This is a genomic window from Campylobacter novaezeelandiae (assembly GCF_018968685.1).
GTDB lineage: Bacteria > Campylobacterota > Campylobacteria > Campylobacterales > Campylobacteraceae > Campylobacter_D > Campylobacter_D novaezeelandiae.
Genome location: NZ_CP076657.1, coordinates 1,376,889 through 1,393,491, shown reverse-complemented (window position 1 = coordinate 1,393,491; position 16,603 = coordinate 1,376,889). Strand labels below are relative to the sequence as shown.

At 27.4% G+C, this 16,603-nt stretch carries 16 protein-coding genes; all 16 read left to right on the top strand.

What is annotated here, in order from left to right; translation table 11 throughout:
- The 16 genes from ccoO to CNZW441b_RS07000 all read left to right on the top strand — a co-directional run bounded on the left by ccoO (position 1) and on the right by CNZW441b_RS07000 (position 16,602).
- On the top strand, positions 1-666 hold the full coding sequence (gene ccoO / locus CNZW441b_RS07070) for a cytochrome-c oxidase, cbb3-type subunit II (RefSeq protein ID WP_131163112.1): 666 nt from the start codon (positions 1-3) through the stop codon (positions 664-666).
- A gap of 4 nt (positions 667-670) precedes the next feature.
- A complete protein-coding gene (locus CNZW441b_RS07065; protein WP_131163113.1) occupies positions 671-934 on the top strand; it encodes a cytochrome c oxidase, cbb3-type, CcoQ subunit in 264 nt (87 codons plus the stop codon).
- The gene (locus tag CNZW441b_RS07060) at positions 934-1,800 is read left to right on the top strand and encodes a c-type cytochrome (protein WP_131165710.1); all 867 of its coding nucleotides are present in this window, start codon (positions 934-936) and stop codon (positions 1,798-1,800) included. Before CNZW441b_RS07065 ends, CNZW441b_RS07060 begins: the two co-directional genes overlap by 1 nt.
- A complete protein-coding gene (locus CNZW441b_RS07055) occupies positions 1,800-2,021 on the top strand; it encodes a DUF4006 family protein (RefSeq protein WP_131165709.1) in 222 nt (73 codons plus the stop codon). Before CNZW441b_RS07060 ends, CNZW441b_RS07055 begins: the two co-directional genes overlap by 1 nt.
- Positions 2,014-2,115 carry a hypothetical protein gene (locus CNZW441b_RS08170; RefSeq protein WP_234193988.1) on the top strand — a complete coding sequence of 34 codons (102 nt, stop codon included), beginning with the start codon at positions 2,014-2,016 and terminating at the stop codon, positions 2,113-2,115. Before CNZW441b_RS07055 ends, CNZW441b_RS08170 begins: the two co-directional genes overlap by 8 nt.
- The gene (locus CNZW441b_RS07050; protein WP_131165708.1) at positions 2,112-2,702 is read left to right on the top strand and encodes a hypothetical protein; all 591 of its coding nucleotides are present in this window, start codon (positions 2,112-2,114) and stop codon (positions 2,700-2,702) included. Before CNZW441b_RS08170 ends, CNZW441b_RS07050 begins: the two co-directional genes overlap by 4 nt.
- A complete protein-coding gene (locus tag CNZW441b_RS07045) occupies positions 2,695-3,204 on the top strand; it encodes a FixH family protein (RefSeq protein ID WP_131165707.1) in 510 nt (169 codons plus the stop codon). Before CNZW441b_RS07050 ends, CNZW441b_RS07045 begins: the two co-directional genes overlap by 8 nt.
- Positions 3,204-5,588, top strand: coding sequence for a PD-(D/E)XK nuclease family protein (locus CNZW441b_RS07040; protein WP_216681358.1), 2,385 nt, complete (start codon positions 3,204-3,206; stop codon positions 5,586-5,588). Before CNZW441b_RS07045 ends, CNZW441b_RS07040 begins: the two co-directional genes overlap by 1 nt.
- The gene (locus CNZW441b_RS07035; protein WP_216681357.1) at positions 5,585-8,326 is read left to right on the top strand and encodes a RecB-like helicase; all 2,742 of its coding nucleotides are present in this window, start codon (positions 5,585-5,587) and stop codon (positions 8,324-8,326) included. Before CNZW441b_RS07040 ends, CNZW441b_RS07035 begins: the two co-directional genes overlap by 4 nt.
- A gap of 82 nt (positions 8,327-8,408) precedes the next feature.
- A complete protein-coding gene (locus tag CNZW441b_RS07030) occupies positions 8,409-9,500 on the top strand; it encodes a DUF4268 domain-containing protein (protein WP_131165704.1) in 1,092 nt (363 codons plus the stop codon).
- A 141-nt stretch (positions 9,501-9,641) separates the two neighbouring features.
- Complete coding sequence (gene rplM / locus CNZW441b_RS07025) at positions 9,642-10,067, top strand: 50S ribosomal protein L13 (protein ID WP_131163121.1); 426 nt, start codon at positions 9,642-9,644, stop codon at positions 10,065-10,067.
- Position 10,068: 1 nt separating this feature from the next.
- Entirely contained in the window at positions 10,069-10,458 is a 390-nt protein-coding gene (gene rpsI, locus CNZW441b_RS07020; protein WP_216681356.1) for a 30S ribosomal protein S9, read from the top strand.
- A gap of 235 nt (positions 10,459-10,693) precedes the next feature.
- A complete protein-coding gene (nifJ, locus tag CNZW441b_RS07015; protein WP_216681355.1) occupies positions 10,694-14,251 on the top strand; it encodes a pyruvate:ferredoxin (flavodoxin) oxidoreductase in 3,558 nt (1,185 codons plus the stop codon).
- Between the two features lie 6 nt (positions 14,252-14,257).
- Positions 14,258-14,596: a general secretion pathway protein GspB gene (locus tag CNZW441b_RS07010; protein WP_243830582.1), complete on the top strand. Its 339-nt coding sequence runs from the start codon at positions 14,258-14,260 to the stop codon at positions 14,594-14,596.
- The gene (mshL, locus tag CNZW441b_RS07005; RefSeq protein ID WP_131163124.1) at positions 14,574-15,989 is read left to right on the top strand and encodes a pilus (MSHA type) biogenesis protein MshL; all 1,416 of its coding nucleotides are present in this window, start codon (positions 14,574-14,576) and stop codon (positions 15,987-15,989) included. The genes CNZW441b_RS07010 and mshL overlap by 23 nt, the downstream gene beginning before the upstream one ends.
- Positions 15,982-16,602, top strand: coding sequence for an ATP-binding protein (locus CNZW441b_RS07000; RefSeq protein ID WP_131163125.1), 621 nt, complete (start codon positions 15,982-15,984; stop codon positions 16,600-16,602). Before mshL ends, CNZW441b_RS07000 begins: the two co-directional genes overlap by 8 nt.
- The last annotated feature ends 1 nt before the right edge of the window (position 16,603 follow it).

Sequence of the window (16,603 nt, the reverse complement as noted above, 5' to 3'; positions counted from 1 at the left end):
ATGTTTAGTTGGTTAGAAAAAAATCCATTCTTTTTTGCTGTAGCGGTTTTTATTGTAATTGCTTATGCTGGGATAGTTGAAGTTTTGCCAAATTTTGCAGAAAGTGCAAGACCGATCGAGGGTAAAAAACCTTATACTGTTTTACAACTTGCAGGAAGATCAGTTTATATTAAAGAAAGTTGCAATGCATGCCATTCACAGCTTATCCGTCCTTTTAAATCTGAAACAGATCGCTATGGAATGTATTCTTTAAGTGGTGAATTTGCTTATGATAGACCTTTTCTTTGGGGTTCAAAAAGAACAGGACCAGATCTTGCACGTGTAGGGAATTATAGAACTACAGACTGGCACGAAAATCATATGTTAGATCCAACTTCTGTAGTTCCTGGATCTATTATGCCTTCTTATAAACATATGTTTGTTAATAATGCAGATATAGAAACTGCTTATGCAGAAGCTTTAACTGTTAAAAAAGTTTTTAATGTTCCTTATGATAAAGAGGGTCAAACTAAACTTGGAACTTGGGAAGAAGCACAAGAAGAAGTTAAGCTTGAGGCTAAGAGTATAGTAGATGAGATGAAAGATCAAGAAGTAAAAGATGCTTTTGCCAGAGGAGAAATAAAAGAAATTGTAGCTTTAATTGCTTATTTAAATAGTTTAAAGTAAAGATATGAAAGATTTAATAATAATATTTGATGTTTTTAAAAATCTTATCGTTTTTGATTTATCTGCTATTTCTAAAGATGAATGGCAGATTTTTCAAGGATATGGTTTTTTTGTATTTGTTGTTTTTTTAGCTATTGTTTTGTATGCGTATTATTTTCATCTTTATAAAAGAGAAAAGATGGGTGAAAGAAATTATGAGAAATATGCAAAACTTGCTTTGAATGATGATATTAATGATAGCGTTTTAGAAAGTAAAAGGAGTGCTTAATGCAATGGTTAAATTTGGAAGATAATGTCAATCTTTTATCTTTAATAGGCGCAGTTTTAATTATTTTAATTACTCTAATAGTAGTAAATAGAATTTTTAAACAAATTAAAGAGAAAAAGAAAGAAGATTTAGAATTAAGTGAGCATAGTTGGGATGATATAAAAGAATATAAGAATAATATTCCTATAGGATGGTTGGCAGTTTATGTTTTAACTATTGTTTGGGCTATATGGTATTTTTTATGGGGCTATCCTTTAAATTCGTATTCAAGGATAGGAGAATATAACGAAGAAGTAGCTTTACACAATGCCAAATTTGAAGAAAAATTTAAAAATTTAAGCGAACAAGATAGAATTACTATGGGAGAAAATATATTTTTAGTGCAATGTTCAGCTTGTCATGGAATAACTGCAGATGGAATAAATGGAAAAGCTCAAAATTTAAATATCTGGGGTTCAGAAGAAGGGATAGTTGAAGTAATAAAAACTGGATCTAAAGGGATGAATTTTGCAGGCGGGGAAATGCCAGCGGCTTCTGATTTAGGCATAGAAGATGATGATATAAAAGCAATTGCTGCTTATGTTTCTAAAGAGCTTTCTGCTATTAAAAAAACCAATAATGAGGATTTGGTTGCAAAGGGTAAAGAAGCTTATGCAAGTTGTGCAGCCTGTCATGGAGAAGATGGAAAAGGACAAGATGGGATTTTTCCTGATTTAACAAAATATGGTTCAGCTTCTTTTGTTGTAGATGTATTAAATAGAGGAAAAAAAGGTTTTATTGGTTCTATGCCTTCATTTCCAACTTTAAATAGTATTCAAAAACAAGCTGTTGGTGAATATGTAATTTCTCTTTCAAGGAGTGAATAATGGAAAATATAAAAAGATCTGTATTTTCACTGTCTGGAGTAAGTGGTTTGCTAATTGCAACCTTGCTTTTAATTGTCATTTTGGTTGCTCTTACTATATGGGGCATTAAAGCGCAACAAGAAGTTATGCAAAAACCATACACTTTAAAAAATACACAAGAAATTAAAATGCTAGGCTCTAAGGTTGAGGATTTTAAAATGATAAAGGAAAATAATGAATAAGGTTTTAGAATATTTAGTAGTTATTGGTCTTTTGGTTACAGCAGCTATTACAGCTTGGTCTGTTTTGAGTATTAATCATTTAAATATAGGATGAGAACTGTCTTAAAAGGCATTTTTTTTGCCTTTTTATTTTTTTTTCCTTATAAAATTTTTGCTTTTAATGCAATTGTTTTAAATGAAAATATTTTAAATGATAAAGTGATTAAAGAAATAAACCTTATAGGAAAAGAACTTTACGATAAAACGGGTATTTTTGTAGGTGTTGCTATAGCAGAACAAACTCCTTTTGAGGATTTATTTAAGCTTCAAAAACAACTTATTAAACCTAATGTTTTATTAATATTATCAAAGATTTCTCATAAAGTTGACATTATAGGGACTAAAGATTCTTTGCTTTTTTTTGATAAAAATAAAGTTTTAAGTCCTTATTCTGGCACGGGCACTATACTTCCTATTCTTACTTCTAGTAAAGGAAAAGATGTTTTTAATGCTGCTGTTTTAAATGGATATGCTGATATCTGTGATAAAATTGCAAAGTATTTTAATCTAGAGCTTGAGAATTCTATAGGCAATGCAAATCGTGATACTATAAATATTTTAAGAATTTTAATTTATGGATTTATTTGTTTTTCATTGCTCTATTTTGTGCAAAGAAAAATGAAGAGGAAGAGAAATGGTTAAAAAGACTTTTTGGCCTTATGGAATTTTACTTTCTATATTAGCTATTGTTATAGCTTGTATTACTACGATCGTTATAGCAAGTGATTATCCTGTGTATGAGGATAATTTTTATTTTGATACCTATCAAAACGTAGAATCAAACTATAATAAAATTCAAAACAATCAAAAGCACTTTGATGAAAATTTTAAATTACATATTAAAGATAAAGAAAGTTTTATATATAAAAGAAAATTGGTTTATTATATTAATGAAGGGCAAAATGAATTTAGAATTTTTATTGAAAATTTAAAAAATTATGATTTAAATAAACTTCAAATTGAAGCTTTACTTTCACGTCCACATACAAATAAAAATGATGAAAAATTACAAGTAAAGCTAGATACTAATGAATTAGTTTTTGATTTTAATGTTAAAGAAAAAGGTAATTGGCAATTACTTTTAAAAATTACTCAAAATGAAAATAGTATAGGTTTTTTTAAATTCTTTTTGAAAACTAAATAATGAAACTTTTTGTATTTAGCTCTTTAAGAGCTTTAAGAAAATATTATGAGGAAAAATTACAAGAAAATACTTTAGTGAATCCAGCCATGAGTATAGCTGAATTTATACAAAAGTTAGTATTTTCTGAGTATTTTGAAGCTACACGTTATGAGTGTTTGCTTTTGATGCAAAAAGCTTGTGAGCAAACTAAAAATTTGGAACAGAGTTTAAAAATACCAAGTAATTTTTTTGCATTTTTAAAAAATAATGCTTATTTGTTTAGCTTTTTTAAAGAATTAAGTTTAGAAAAAAAAGATATTAATGAACTAAAATTTCATGACGCTTATGCTCAATATGATGAGCATTTGCAAATTTTAGAAGAACTTTTTAAAAATTATTTAACTTTGTTAAAAGAGCATAATTTATATGATGAAATTTCATTGCCACTAGATTATAAAATTAATGTTGATTTTTTAAAAAACTATAATGAAGTTATTTTTGATTTTCAAGGATTTTTAAATGCTTTTGAGGTTGAACTTTTATTAGAGGCTAAAAAACTAATTCCTATTAAAGTGCAATTTAATTGCACTAAGTTTAATAAAGATTTTTTAAATTCTCTTAGTTTTTTGCAAGGATTTGATTTTAAAGAAAATTATTCTTATTTATATGATTTAAACCAAAATCAAATTTTAAAAGAATGTTCTTTTCTAAAAGAAAGTAAAATTAGCTATAAAAGTTTTAATCTAAGATCCCTACAAGCCGCCTTTGTATTTGAAAAAATTAATACTTTTTTAAAAGCAGGTATTAGTGCAAAAGATATTGTGGTGATTACACCTGATGAAAAGTTTGTGGATATTTTAAGATTGTATGATAGGGACAATGTTTTAAATTTTGCAAGTGGAAAGAGTATTAAAAACACACATTTTTATCATAAATTAAGAGCTCTTTATGAGGGTGCTAAAGATGATGAGTTTGAATATGAGAGAAATGATGATTTTTATAATGAGCAGAATTTAAATAAGCATTTGTGTAATTTGCATTTTTTTTCTAGTATAGATTTTCAAGAATTTAAAAAAAAATTTAATGAAAATGTTTCTTTTGAGTTTTTTGAAAGTCTTATACATCAATTATTAGAAGATAGTGAAAATGAACTAAAAGACTATATTACACAAGAGCTTATTTTTATTAAAGAACTTATTAAAACCCATAAGCTAGATTTTTCACAGATTTTAGAATTATTTTTTATGCAAATAGATAATATAAAATTGAGCAGTGTGGGAGGCGGAGAAGTCACTGTTATGGGTCTTTTGGAGAGCAGAGGTCTTAGTTTTGATGGGGTGATCATAGTTGATTTTAATGATGATTTTATCCCAAAAAGAGTTTCAAGCGAATTATTTTTAAATAATGAAATTCGCAAAAAAGCAGGACTTATAACGCACACTCAAAGAGAAAATTTACAAAGACATTATTATTATACACTAATAGCTAAGGCAAAATTAGTAGGCATTTCTTTTGTGGAAAATGAGGAAAAAATCAAATCAAGATTTTTAAACGAGCTTGAATTTGCTTTACATGAAGATAAAATTTATAGCAATAATGCTTATTTGAAATATTTTCAAACCTATAAATGCTCTTTCAATCTTGAGCCTATTACACATATAAAAGCAAAGCATGATTATTTTAAAGAAATTTTATCTTTTTCAAGACTTCATCTTTTGATTAATTATGGCTTGGATTATTATTATAAGTATGTTTTACGTTTAAAAGAACCAAAAAATTTAAATAATACACTTAAAGCAAATGAATTTGGAAGTTTTATCCATAAAGCTTTAGAAATTTATTATACTGAAGTTTCAAACAATCATTTTAATTATGAAGCTTTTATGCAAATAATCAAGAATACAAAGCAATATAACGTAGATGCATTAAGTTTTGCTCTCATTGAGGCTATATTTAAAGAATTTCAAATACTTGAAAATGAGCATTTTAAACAAGGTTATGTAGTGGAAAAGTGTGAATTTAAACCACCAAGAAAAGAATTTATTGCAGATAATGGAGTAAAAATTTATTCTAGTGGTTATTTAGATAGAGTGGATAATAATGGCAAAGAAAAAATGATTATAGATTATAAAAGTGGCAAAGTAGACGATAAATCCTATCAACTTGCTTTTTATAAGTTTTTATTGGAGGGTAAATATCCATTAGAAAATATAAAAGCTTGTTTTTACGATCTAAAAAATATTAAGATTATATATGAAAGTGCCAAAAGCAAAAGTGTGCAAGAGCTTAAAGATTTATTTAATAAGCTTGCCAAAGAGCCATTAGAAAAAGAATTTTATAATCAAAAAAATGACAATACTTATAGTCCTTATACTATGCTTTATAAAAAGGAGTTTAAACTTTGAGTTCTAAATTTGAGCCTTTTTTAGCTTTAGAGGCTAGTGCAGGAAGTGGAAAAACTTTTGCCTTAAGCGTGCGTTTTGTAGCCCTAGTTTTGATGGGTGCTAAAATTAATGAAATTTTAGCTCTTACTTTTACCAATAAAGCTACAAGCGAGATGAAAGAAAGGGTTTTTAAAACTTTTTTAGAATTTGATAGACTTGAAAATGGTGATGATAAAGCAGAGTGCAAAGAGCTTATGAAAATGCTAAATAAAAGCAAAGATGAACTCATAATTTTAAGAGAAAAATACAAAGAAGATTTTCTAAGATCAAAACTTAATATTTATACTTTTGATAGTTTTTTTTCTCAAATTATTCGTTCTTTTGCTTTAAATTTGGGTCTTATGAGTGATTTTGAAATCATACAAAATCAAGATAGCTATAAAAATTTCATTAACAAGCTAAATAAAGAAGAGTTAAATACTTTAGCGTATTATATAATCCAAACTAAAAGTAAAAGTGATTTTTTGAAAAATCTTGAGAGTCTATATGAAAAATCTTGTGAGATTAAAATTATCAAAAATGCTCATTTTCCAAATAAAGCCTCTTTAGAGGAAAGTCTTAATAAATTTATATCTTATGCAAAAACTTTAAGCACTGATAAAAATTATCAGAAAAATTTTGATTTTGAAAGTATAGAAGATTTTTTTGCTAAGCCTATTATTTGTGATTTAGAGAAAAAATATTTTGAAAAAATCATGGATAGTGAATTTTTACAAAAAAGAGCCGAATTTTTACAAAATGTAAAAGAGTATTTTATCCAAATGGAAAATTATCGTATCAATATTCTTGCTAGGCTTTTAGCACACTTTAAAGAGGCAAGAAATGAAGATAATATTAAGCAAAATGCTTTAACTTTTTCAGATATAGCCTTAAAATGTTATGAATTAATTAGTGATGAGGCAAATAAGGATTTAATTTATTTTAGACTCGATGGCTATATTTCACATTTATTAATTGATGAATTTCAAGATACCAATGTTTTACAATATCAAATTTTAAAACCTATCATAGCTGAACTTGTCTCAGGTGAGGGCGTGAAAAAAAATAGAAGTTTTTTTTATGTGGGTGATAAAAAACAAAGCATATACGGCTTTAGAGGAGGAAAAAAGGAGCTTTTTGATAAGCTTTTAAAAGATTTTCCACAAATTAAATTAGAGCATTTAGATACAAATTATCGTAGTAAAAAAAATATAGTTGATTATGTAAATGAAGTTTTTAAAGATAAATTTTTTGATAGTTTTAATAAGCCCAATTTTACTTTGCAAAAAAGCATTAAAGAAGGCGGATATGTAGAAATTTTGCAAAATCAAATCCCATCAAAAAGTGATTTGTATGAAGCAAGTGGAAAAGAAGTTTTAAGAATTATTCAAAAACTTTTAGAAAAAGGAATTAAACTCAGTGAAATTTGTATTTTAGTATGGATTAACAAAGATGCTACTTTAATGAAAGAATTTCTTGAAAAAAATAGTATCAAAGCTTATACACAAAGTAGTGTTGCTTTAATGGATTGCATTAGTGTAAGGGTGCTTTTTGAGTATGCTAAAGCTTGTGTACTTAAAGACGAGTTTAGTTTGTATTTTGTAAATAGTATTTTAGAAAAAGATCTTTCTTATATCGAGCTTGATTTAAATCGTGGCGTAAGTGAAATTTTAAATTATTTAATCCATATTTTAAAACTTGATTTAAGTGATATAAATTTAATCGCGTATTTAGAATATGCAAGCACTTTTGATAATTTCATAGATTTTTTATTTCATCCTTGCGAGTTAAAATCTTTGCAGGCTCAAGATGATGGAGTAAGCATTATGACTGTGCATAAATCTAAAGGATTAGAATTTGAAAATTTAATTGTGCTTGATAGACTTAGCAAGGATAGTAATGATACTCAAACCTTAATGTTTGAATATGATTTAGAACAAGGTTGGGAAGTAAGATATAGGCATAGTGTAAGAAAACATCTAGAAGATGAAAACTATAATGCTTTTTTAATGAAAAGAAAAAAACTTCAAGCAGAAGATGAAATAAATTGTTTATATGTAGCATTAACTAGGGCTAAAAATTCTCTTTTTATTATAAAAAATGATGAGAGTTTTAAAACTTTTAAGAGTTATTTTAAGGATTATGAAGAAAAGCAAATTGGCGTTTTGGAAAATAAATCTCAAGAAGAAGAAAAATTAAAAAATTTAGAACAAATTGAAGAATTTGAAAAATTTCAAAAGGTGAATTTACAAGAGATCAAGATAAAAAACTACCTTTCAAGCAAACAAGTTCATTTTGGTTTAGCTTTGCATGAATTTTTACAATATTTTGATTTTAATGAAAAAAATAATTTTGAATTTTGCAAACAAATGATATATAAAAAATATCGCTTTTTCTTAGATGATGAAAGTTTTAAAGATCTTTTTAAAAGGCTTATGAGGCTTTTGGAAAATGAAAATTTTAATAAGCTTTTAACAAAAAAGACACTACTAAAAGAGCAAATTATCACTTATAATGGCGAGCAAAAACAACTAGATATGTTAGCACTTAGCAATGATGAAGCTATCATTATAGACTATAAAACTGGTTTAAATTTAAATGAGCATAAAAATCAAGTTTTACTTTATAAAGAAGCTATAGAGAAAATTTTAGCCAAAACTTCTACTAAGGCTTTTTTAGTGTATGTTTTAAAAGATAAAGTGGAGATGATAGAGGTTTAGCTAAAGACCTATAAAACCTATAAAATTGTTATAATGTGTATAGCGGTATTTTTTAAAAGCTAGATAATTTTTGGAGTATAAAATGTATAAGATAAGTAAGATAGAAAATTCCATGATAAAACTCGATATTAAAACTTTTAAAGAGCTTGGTTTTACAGAGCGATATCATCTACAAGAATGGATAGTAAAATCTCCTGATTGTTTAGGCGAGGAATTATTGATTATACAAAAGGAATTTAGCGGTTTTAGTGATACTAATGAAAGACTTGATTTATTGGCTTTAGATAAAGAAGGAAATTTAGTTATCATAGAAAATAAACTAGATGACAGCGGAAAAGATGTTACCTGGCAAGCTATTAAATACGCTTCTTATTGCTCTACTTTTAGTAAAAGTGATATAGAAAGAATTTATTTAGAATATACAAAAGATGAAAATTATAAAGAAAAATTATGCGATTTTTTTGATGTGAATAATTATGATGATATTAAAATAGAAAATCAAAAACAACGTATAATTTTAGTAGCGGCGAATTTTAGAAAAGAAGTAACTTCAGCTGTTTTATGGCTCAGAAATAAAGACTTGGATATAAAATGCTTTAGGGTTACGCCTTATGAATTCAATCAAGAATATTTTTTAAGTATAGAGCAAATCATACCTGTAAAAGAAATCCAAGATTATATGATCGAAATAGCAAGAAAAGAACAAGAACAAAATGTGATTAATAATTTTAAAAAACAAACGCATATCATAAGATTAAAATTTTGGAATAAATTATTAAATAAAATCAAAGAAGAAAATTTTAAATTGTTTTCAAATATTAGTCCATCAAAGGATAGTTGGATTTCAGCAGGAAGTGGTTTTGGTTTTTGTTGTTATTCTTTTGTTTTTAATAAAGATTGCGTGAAGATAGAGCTTTATATAGATAGTAAAGACAAAGATAAAAATAAAGCTATATTTGATCAACTTAAGGAAAATGAAGAAGCATTAGATAATGATTTTAAAGATTTAAAATGGGAAAGACTTGAAAATAAAAGAGCCTGTAGAATTAAATTTGAAAAAGAATATGATAGCTACAATGAAGCAAATTGGGACGAAATGATAGAATTTATGATAGAAAATATGAAAAAATTTGAAAATACTATGAAAGGCTATATTCAAAAAATTAAAATATAAAATTGTAAATTGAAAATATTTATATCAATGATAACTAACAAGAAATAGAATGATATCAAGCTTTATATATTCTTAAATTAAGTTATTTATAAGCTTATTTTAATATAATCATACTTTAAAATTTTTGGCAAAGGTAAAATAATGACAAAGATAACAAAGCCAAACGAAGTAAAACGTGAATGGATCGTTTTAGATGCTGAAGGAAAGCGTTTTGGTCGTCTTTTAACAGAAGTAGCGACTATATTAAGAGGTAAAAATAAACCTTGTTATACTCCAAATGTTGATTGTGGAGATTATGTTATAATCATTAATGCTTCTAAAGCAGTTTTTACAGGAGCTAATAAAGCAGAAGATAAACTTTATCACAGACATTCAGGATATTTTGGAAGTGTAAAAAGTGAAAAATTTGGTGATCTATTAGCAAAAAATCCTGCAAAATTATATAAATTAGCAGTTAGAGGTATGCTTCCTAAAACAAATTTGGGAAGAGCAATGCTTAAAAAATTAAAAATTTATGCGGGTAGTGAGCATCCACATACAGCACAGCTTGCTAAAGAAGGAAAATAATATGGCAACAATTTATGCAACAGGAAAAAGAAAAACAGCTATTGCAAAGGTTTGGTTAAAATCAGGAAGCGGGAAAATCAGTGTAAATGGCATCGATTTAAATACTTGGCTTGGCGGCCATGAGTCAATTAAGCTTAAAGTAGTTCAGCCTTTATTGGTTACTAAGCAAGAAACTTCTATGGATATTTGTGCTATAACTTTGGGCGGAGGATATAGTGCTCAAGCTGAGGCTTTAAGACATGGTATTTCAAAAGCTTTAGCGGCTATGGATGCAGATTTTAGGGCATTACTTAAGCCAAAAGGCTTGCTTACTAGAGATAGTAGAAGTGTTGAACGTAAAAAATACGGACGTAGAAAAGCAAGAAGAAGTCCTCAGTTTTCTAAACGTTAATAATTTTAAAACATTATTATTTAAAATTATTAGTTATATTCAATTAGTATTATTAAATTTAATACTAATTGATTTTTAATATGCTATTAATATTTTTTAAATAACTACAAAGTTAAAACTTCAATTTTATACTCTATTAAAGCTTTTTTAATTTATTTTTTAATTTATGTTAAACGCCTTTTAAGAGAATTCATAGTAAATTCATCTATAAATATAAAAATTAAGGAAGGTCTTAATGAGTAAAGTAATGAAAACAATGGATGGCAATGAAGCAGCCGCTTATGCTGCTTATGCATTTACTGAAGTAGCAGGAATTTATCCTATTACTCCAAGTTCTCCTATGGCCGATTATACAGATATATGGGCATCTCAAGGAAAAAAGAATTTATTCGGTGTTCCTGTTAAAATTGTTGAAATGCAAAGCGAAGCCGGAGCTGCTGGATCGGTTCATGGATCTTTGCAAATGGGAGTTTTAACAACAACTTATACAGCTTCTCAAGGCTTACTTCTTAAAATTCCAAATATGTATAAAATAGCTGGTCAACTTTTACCAGGTGTAATTCATGTTGCAGCAAGATCTTTAGCTTCTCAAGCGCTTTCAATTTTTGGAGATCATCAAGATATCTATGCTGCAAGGCAAATAGGTTTTGCTATGCTTTGTTCGCATTCTGTTCAAGAAACAATGGATTTAGCAGGTGTTGCTCATTTAGCGGCTATTAAAGGTCGTGTTCCATTTTTACATTTTTTTGATGGTTTTAGAACAAGTCATGAGATTCAAAAAATAGAAGTTATGGATTATGCACATTATGATCGTTTGCTTGATAGAGAAGCTCTTTTAGAATTTAGAAATGCAGCTTTAAATCCTGAAAATCCTAAAACACGTGGAACTGCTCAAAATGATGATGTTTATTTTCAAACTAGAGAATTAAGCAATCGTTTTTATGATGCTCTACCTGATGTTGTTAATGAATATATGCAAGAAATTACTAAAATTACTGGTAGAGAATATAAACCTTTTGTTTATTATGGAGATGAAAATCCAGATAGAATTATTATTGCTATGGGTTCATCAACTCAGACTATTGAAGAGGTTGTTGATCATTTAAATTTAAAAGGAGAAAAGGTAGGTTTATTAAAAGTTTATCTTTATAGACCTTTTAGTTTAAAATATTTCTTTAATGTCATGCCAAAATCTGTTAAAAAAATAGCAGTACTTGATAGAACTAAAGAGCCAGGAAGTTTAGGAGAACCTCTTTATTTGGATGTTAAATCTGCTTTCTATGGAAAAGAACATAGTCCAATTATCGTAGGGGGTCGTTATGGACTTTCTTCAAAAGATGTTGATCCTGCACAAATTATAACAGTATTTGAAAATTTAAAACAAGATAAACCAAAAGATGGCTTTACTATCGGTATTGTAGATGATGTAACACATACATCGCTTCCTTGCGGAGAAAAGATTTCTTTAGGCGATGAAAGTACAATTGAGTGTTTATTTTATGGTCTTGGTGCAGATGGAACCGTTGGAGCAAATAAAAATTCTATTAAGATTATAGGAGATAAAACAGATTTTTATGCTCAGGCTTATTTTGCTTATGATTCTAAAAAATCAGGTGGTTATACTAGAAGCCATTTAAGATTTTCTAAAAAACCAATTCGTTCAACCTATCTTGTTTCCACTCCTCATTTTATAGCTTGTTCGGTAGCAGCTTATTTAGAAATTTATGATGTTTTAGCAGGAATTAGAAAAGGAGGAACTTTCCTTTTAAATAGTATTTGGAATGCTGAAGAGACTATAAAACAACTTCCTAATAAAGTTAAAAAAACTTTAGCAGAAAAAGAAATTAATTTTTATATCATTAACGCAACTAAGCTTGCAAGAGATATAGGACTTGGAAATAGAACCAATACTATTATGCAATCTGCCTTTTTTAAATTGGCAAATATCATTCCTTTTGAAGATGCTCAAAAATATATGAAAGAATTTGCTTATAAATCTTATAACAAAAAAGGTGATGCTATTGTAGAAATGAACTATAAAGCCATTGACGTTGGAGCCGATGGTCTTGTAAAAATAGACATAGATCCTTCTTGGAAGAATCTTGATATTAGCGAGAAAGAAGGAGTTAGTGCTTATAAAGGAACTGAATTCGTAGAAAAAATCGTTAAACCTATGAATGCTGCCAAGGGTGATGATTTGCCTGTTTCAGCATTTTTAGGTTATGAAGATGGAAGTTTTGAGCATGGAACTACAGAGTATGAAAAAAGAGGTGTTGGTGTAATGGTTCCTAGATGGATAGAAGCAAATTGTATCCAATGTAATCAATGTGCTTCTGTTTGTCCTCACGCAGTAATTCGTCCATTTTTAATTGATGATAATGAAATGAGTAAGGCTCCAAGAGGGGTAAAAGAACATGCTTTAGAGGCTAAGGGAACAAAAGGTGAAAAACTTAGCTTTAAAATTCAAGTTTCACCACTTGATTGTACAGGTTGTGAGCTTTGTGTTCATGAATGTCCTACTAAAGAAAAATCTTTAGTTATGGTTCCACTTCAAGAAGAAATAGATTTTGGTGAGCAAGAAAATGCTGATTATCTTTTTAAAGAAATTGTTTATAAAGATCATATCTTAAATAAAGAAAGCACTAAAGGAGCTCAATTTTCTCAACCATTATTTGAATTCCATGGAGCTTGTCCAGGATGTGGAGAAACTCCATATATCACTTTAATCACAAGATTATTTGGTGAAAGAATGGTTATAGCTAATGCAACAGGTTGTAGTTCTATTTATGGAGGTTCAGCTCCTTCTACTCCTTATAGAAAAAGTGTTAAAAATGGTCATGGTCCAGCTTGGGCGAATTCTTTATTTGAAGATAATGCAGAATTTGGTCTTGGAATGAAGATTGCAACAGAAAATACACGCAATAGAATTGAGCATATTATGAATGAAAATATGCAAAATGTTCCAAATTCTTTATCTGCTCTTTTTAAAGAATGGATAGCAAATAAAAATGATAGCATTCTTTCTTTTGAAGCTAGAAATAAATTAATTCCAATTTTAGAGCAAAATCAAGATATTAAAGCTGTAAAAGAAATTTTAGAGCTTAAGCAATTTTTAGGAAAAAAATCTCAATGGATTTTCGGTGGAGATGGTTGGGCCTATGATATAGGTTATGGTGGGCTTGATCATGTTTTAGCAAGTGGAGAAAATATTAATGTTTTAGTTTTAGATACTGAAGTATATTCAAATACTGGAGGTCAAAGTTCTAAAGCTTCAAGAACAGGTGCGGTAGCACAATTTGCAGCAGCAGGAAAACCTATACAGAAAAAAGATCTAGGGCAAATTGCTATGACTTATGGTTATATTTTTGTTGCGCAAGTAAATTCAAATGCAAATTACAATCATTTAATTAAAGCATTAATAGCTGCTGAAGCTTATGATGGTCCTTCTTTAGTTATTTGTTACTCTCCTTGTATAGCTCATGGTATCAAAGGTGGTCTTGGATATTCAGGAGAGCAAGGTGAGCTTGCTACAAAATGTGGATATTGGCCTATTTATACTTTTGATCCACGTTTAGAAGAAGAAGGTAAAAATCCTTTAAATATAGCAAGCAAAGAACCAGATTGGGATTTATATGAGCAATTTTTAATGAATGAAGTACGTTATAATTCTCTTAAAAAAGCTAATCCTGATCACGCTAAAGAGCTATTTGAACGTAATAAAAAAGATGCACAAAGAAGATATAGACAATTAAAACGTATTGCGATGTCTGATTTTAGCAATGAAAAAGAGTAAGAATTTTTGAAAAATTTTTTTTACTTTTTTATGTTTTTTACTACGGTATTGGTAGGTTCGGATTTTGAAGATTATTTTGATTCTTTAAAGAAAAAAGAATCAAAATTTGATTTTTCTAATCTTCAAAATCCTTTTTTTAATCCAAATTTTAATGAAATCCAAAATTTAAAAATCCAAGCTATTTTTTTAAATAAAGTTAAAATTAATAATACATGGTATAAAGAAGAAGATAAAATTAATGAGGCAAAGATTAAAAAAATAAAATCTGATAGAATTATACTTGAGTATGATGGATTTAATATAGTGGCAAAACTACGAATCAATGATAAAATTTATATTGATTAAGTTTTTATTTTTTACCTCTTTTATTTATGCAATAGATTGTCAAAAAAGACTTTTTAATATAAAATCTAATGAAAATTTAACTATAAAAGAAAGTTTAGAAGAACTTTCAAATTATTGTTCATTTAGCATTATTGTAAAAGATAAATTAGCTAAAGAGAAACTTTTACAAACTCAAATTATTAATATAAATCAAATGTCTTTAGAAGAAATTTTTAAATTTTTTCTTGAGGATAATGATTTAAATTATAGTTTTAATGGAAAGATTTTAAAAATTTCAGCTATTGAAACAAAAATGTTTAAAATTAGTTATATTAGCTCCATACGGGAAGGACAAAGTGTTACAAAGGCTTCAGTAGACGCTAAACCAAAGCAAGCTGAATATATTCAAAGCGAAGATATAGAAGATAATATGATTAAAAGTATGGAAAAATTCGATTTTTGGAAAAATATTGAACAAGAAATTACAGCACTTTTATATAATACTTATGATGAAATAGAAGTTAAAAAGCCTATCATTAACTCCAATGCTGGAATTATTATAGTAAGTGGAACAAGAACTCAGTTATTAAAAGTTAAAGATTATTTGCAAAAACTTGAACAAAGACTTAAAAAACAAGTTATTATTGATGTAAGTATTATTGCGGTATCTTTGAATAAAACCCATTCTAGTGGAATTAATTGGCAAAAATTTAATATCGATTTTAGTTCTAAAACCAATGATGGTAAAAATTCTTTTATAGGGGTTGAAAATAGTAAAGGTTTTGTTAAGAATTTGGGTTTTAGAGCTGATTTAAATTTTGATTCTATTTTAAATTTTCTTTCTCAAAATGGCAAAACAAAAGTTTTATCAAATCCTAAACTTATGGCTTTAAATAATCAGCAAGCTATTATTTCTATCGGAGATACAATTAATTATCAAGTAAAAGATACTTCTAAAGGAACAGAAAATGGAACTACTGTGAGTGAGAGTTTTAGTAATTATTCTATTTTCATAGGAATTTTGCTGAACATCCTACCAGAAATTTCAGATGATGGAAAAATAATGCTTAGAATTAACCCAAGTCTAAGTGATTTTAAATATTTAGAAGACAATCAAAGGCAAAAAGAGCCAAGAACAATAGCACCCGATACCATACAAAAAAAGCTTTCAACTGTTGTACAAGTAGAAAATAATCAAACTCTTATTTTAGGAGGTTTAATTAGTCATAACCAAAATAAAAATGAAAATGAAGTTAATTTCTTTTCTAAAATACCTTTAATTGGAGAACTTTTTAAATCAAATGATGAACTTTCTAGTATAAGTGAAATAGTATTTATCATAACACCTACATTAGTAGAAAACTTTAGAAATGTTCCAAGTTTAAAAGAGTTAGGATTTAGGCATTATGAGTGATTTTGTTAGTATCAAAAATCAAGATTATGTTTTAAATCGTATAAAAGAAGAGCTCTTAAAACAAAAAAGTTTTATATTATTACTCGGTAAAAGTGGCAGCGGTAAAAGTGCTTTGCTTCAAAGATTGACTAAGTGTTTTGAAAATGTAAAATTTAATGGTATTTTTACAAACAAAGAAGAATTTGAAGAATTTTTAAAGCCTTATGTTATTAAAAAAGAAAATATTATTATTTTTCTTGATGAAATAAGTATATATGATAATGATTTTTTAGATCTTGTAAGAATTTATAGTGATTTAAATATAAGTTTTGTTTTAAGTTCACATAAAAAACCTTTAATTTTTAGTAAAGAGCATTTTAAAAGTCGTATTAATTTTGAGTTTTGCCTTAAAGAATTTACCTTAGATGAACTTAGATCCTATATAAGTGATAAATTTGATATTAACTTGTGCAAAAGTGATCTTAAACTTATAAAAAAATATTATAATGCAAACTTAAGAAATGTTGATAAAGTGATTAAAAGCTTTAAGGAATTTAAAAATTTTTTCAAAAATAGCAAAAAAGAAAATTATCTTTTAAAGCTTAGTATGTTTGAAAATAATTTATTGGGTTAAA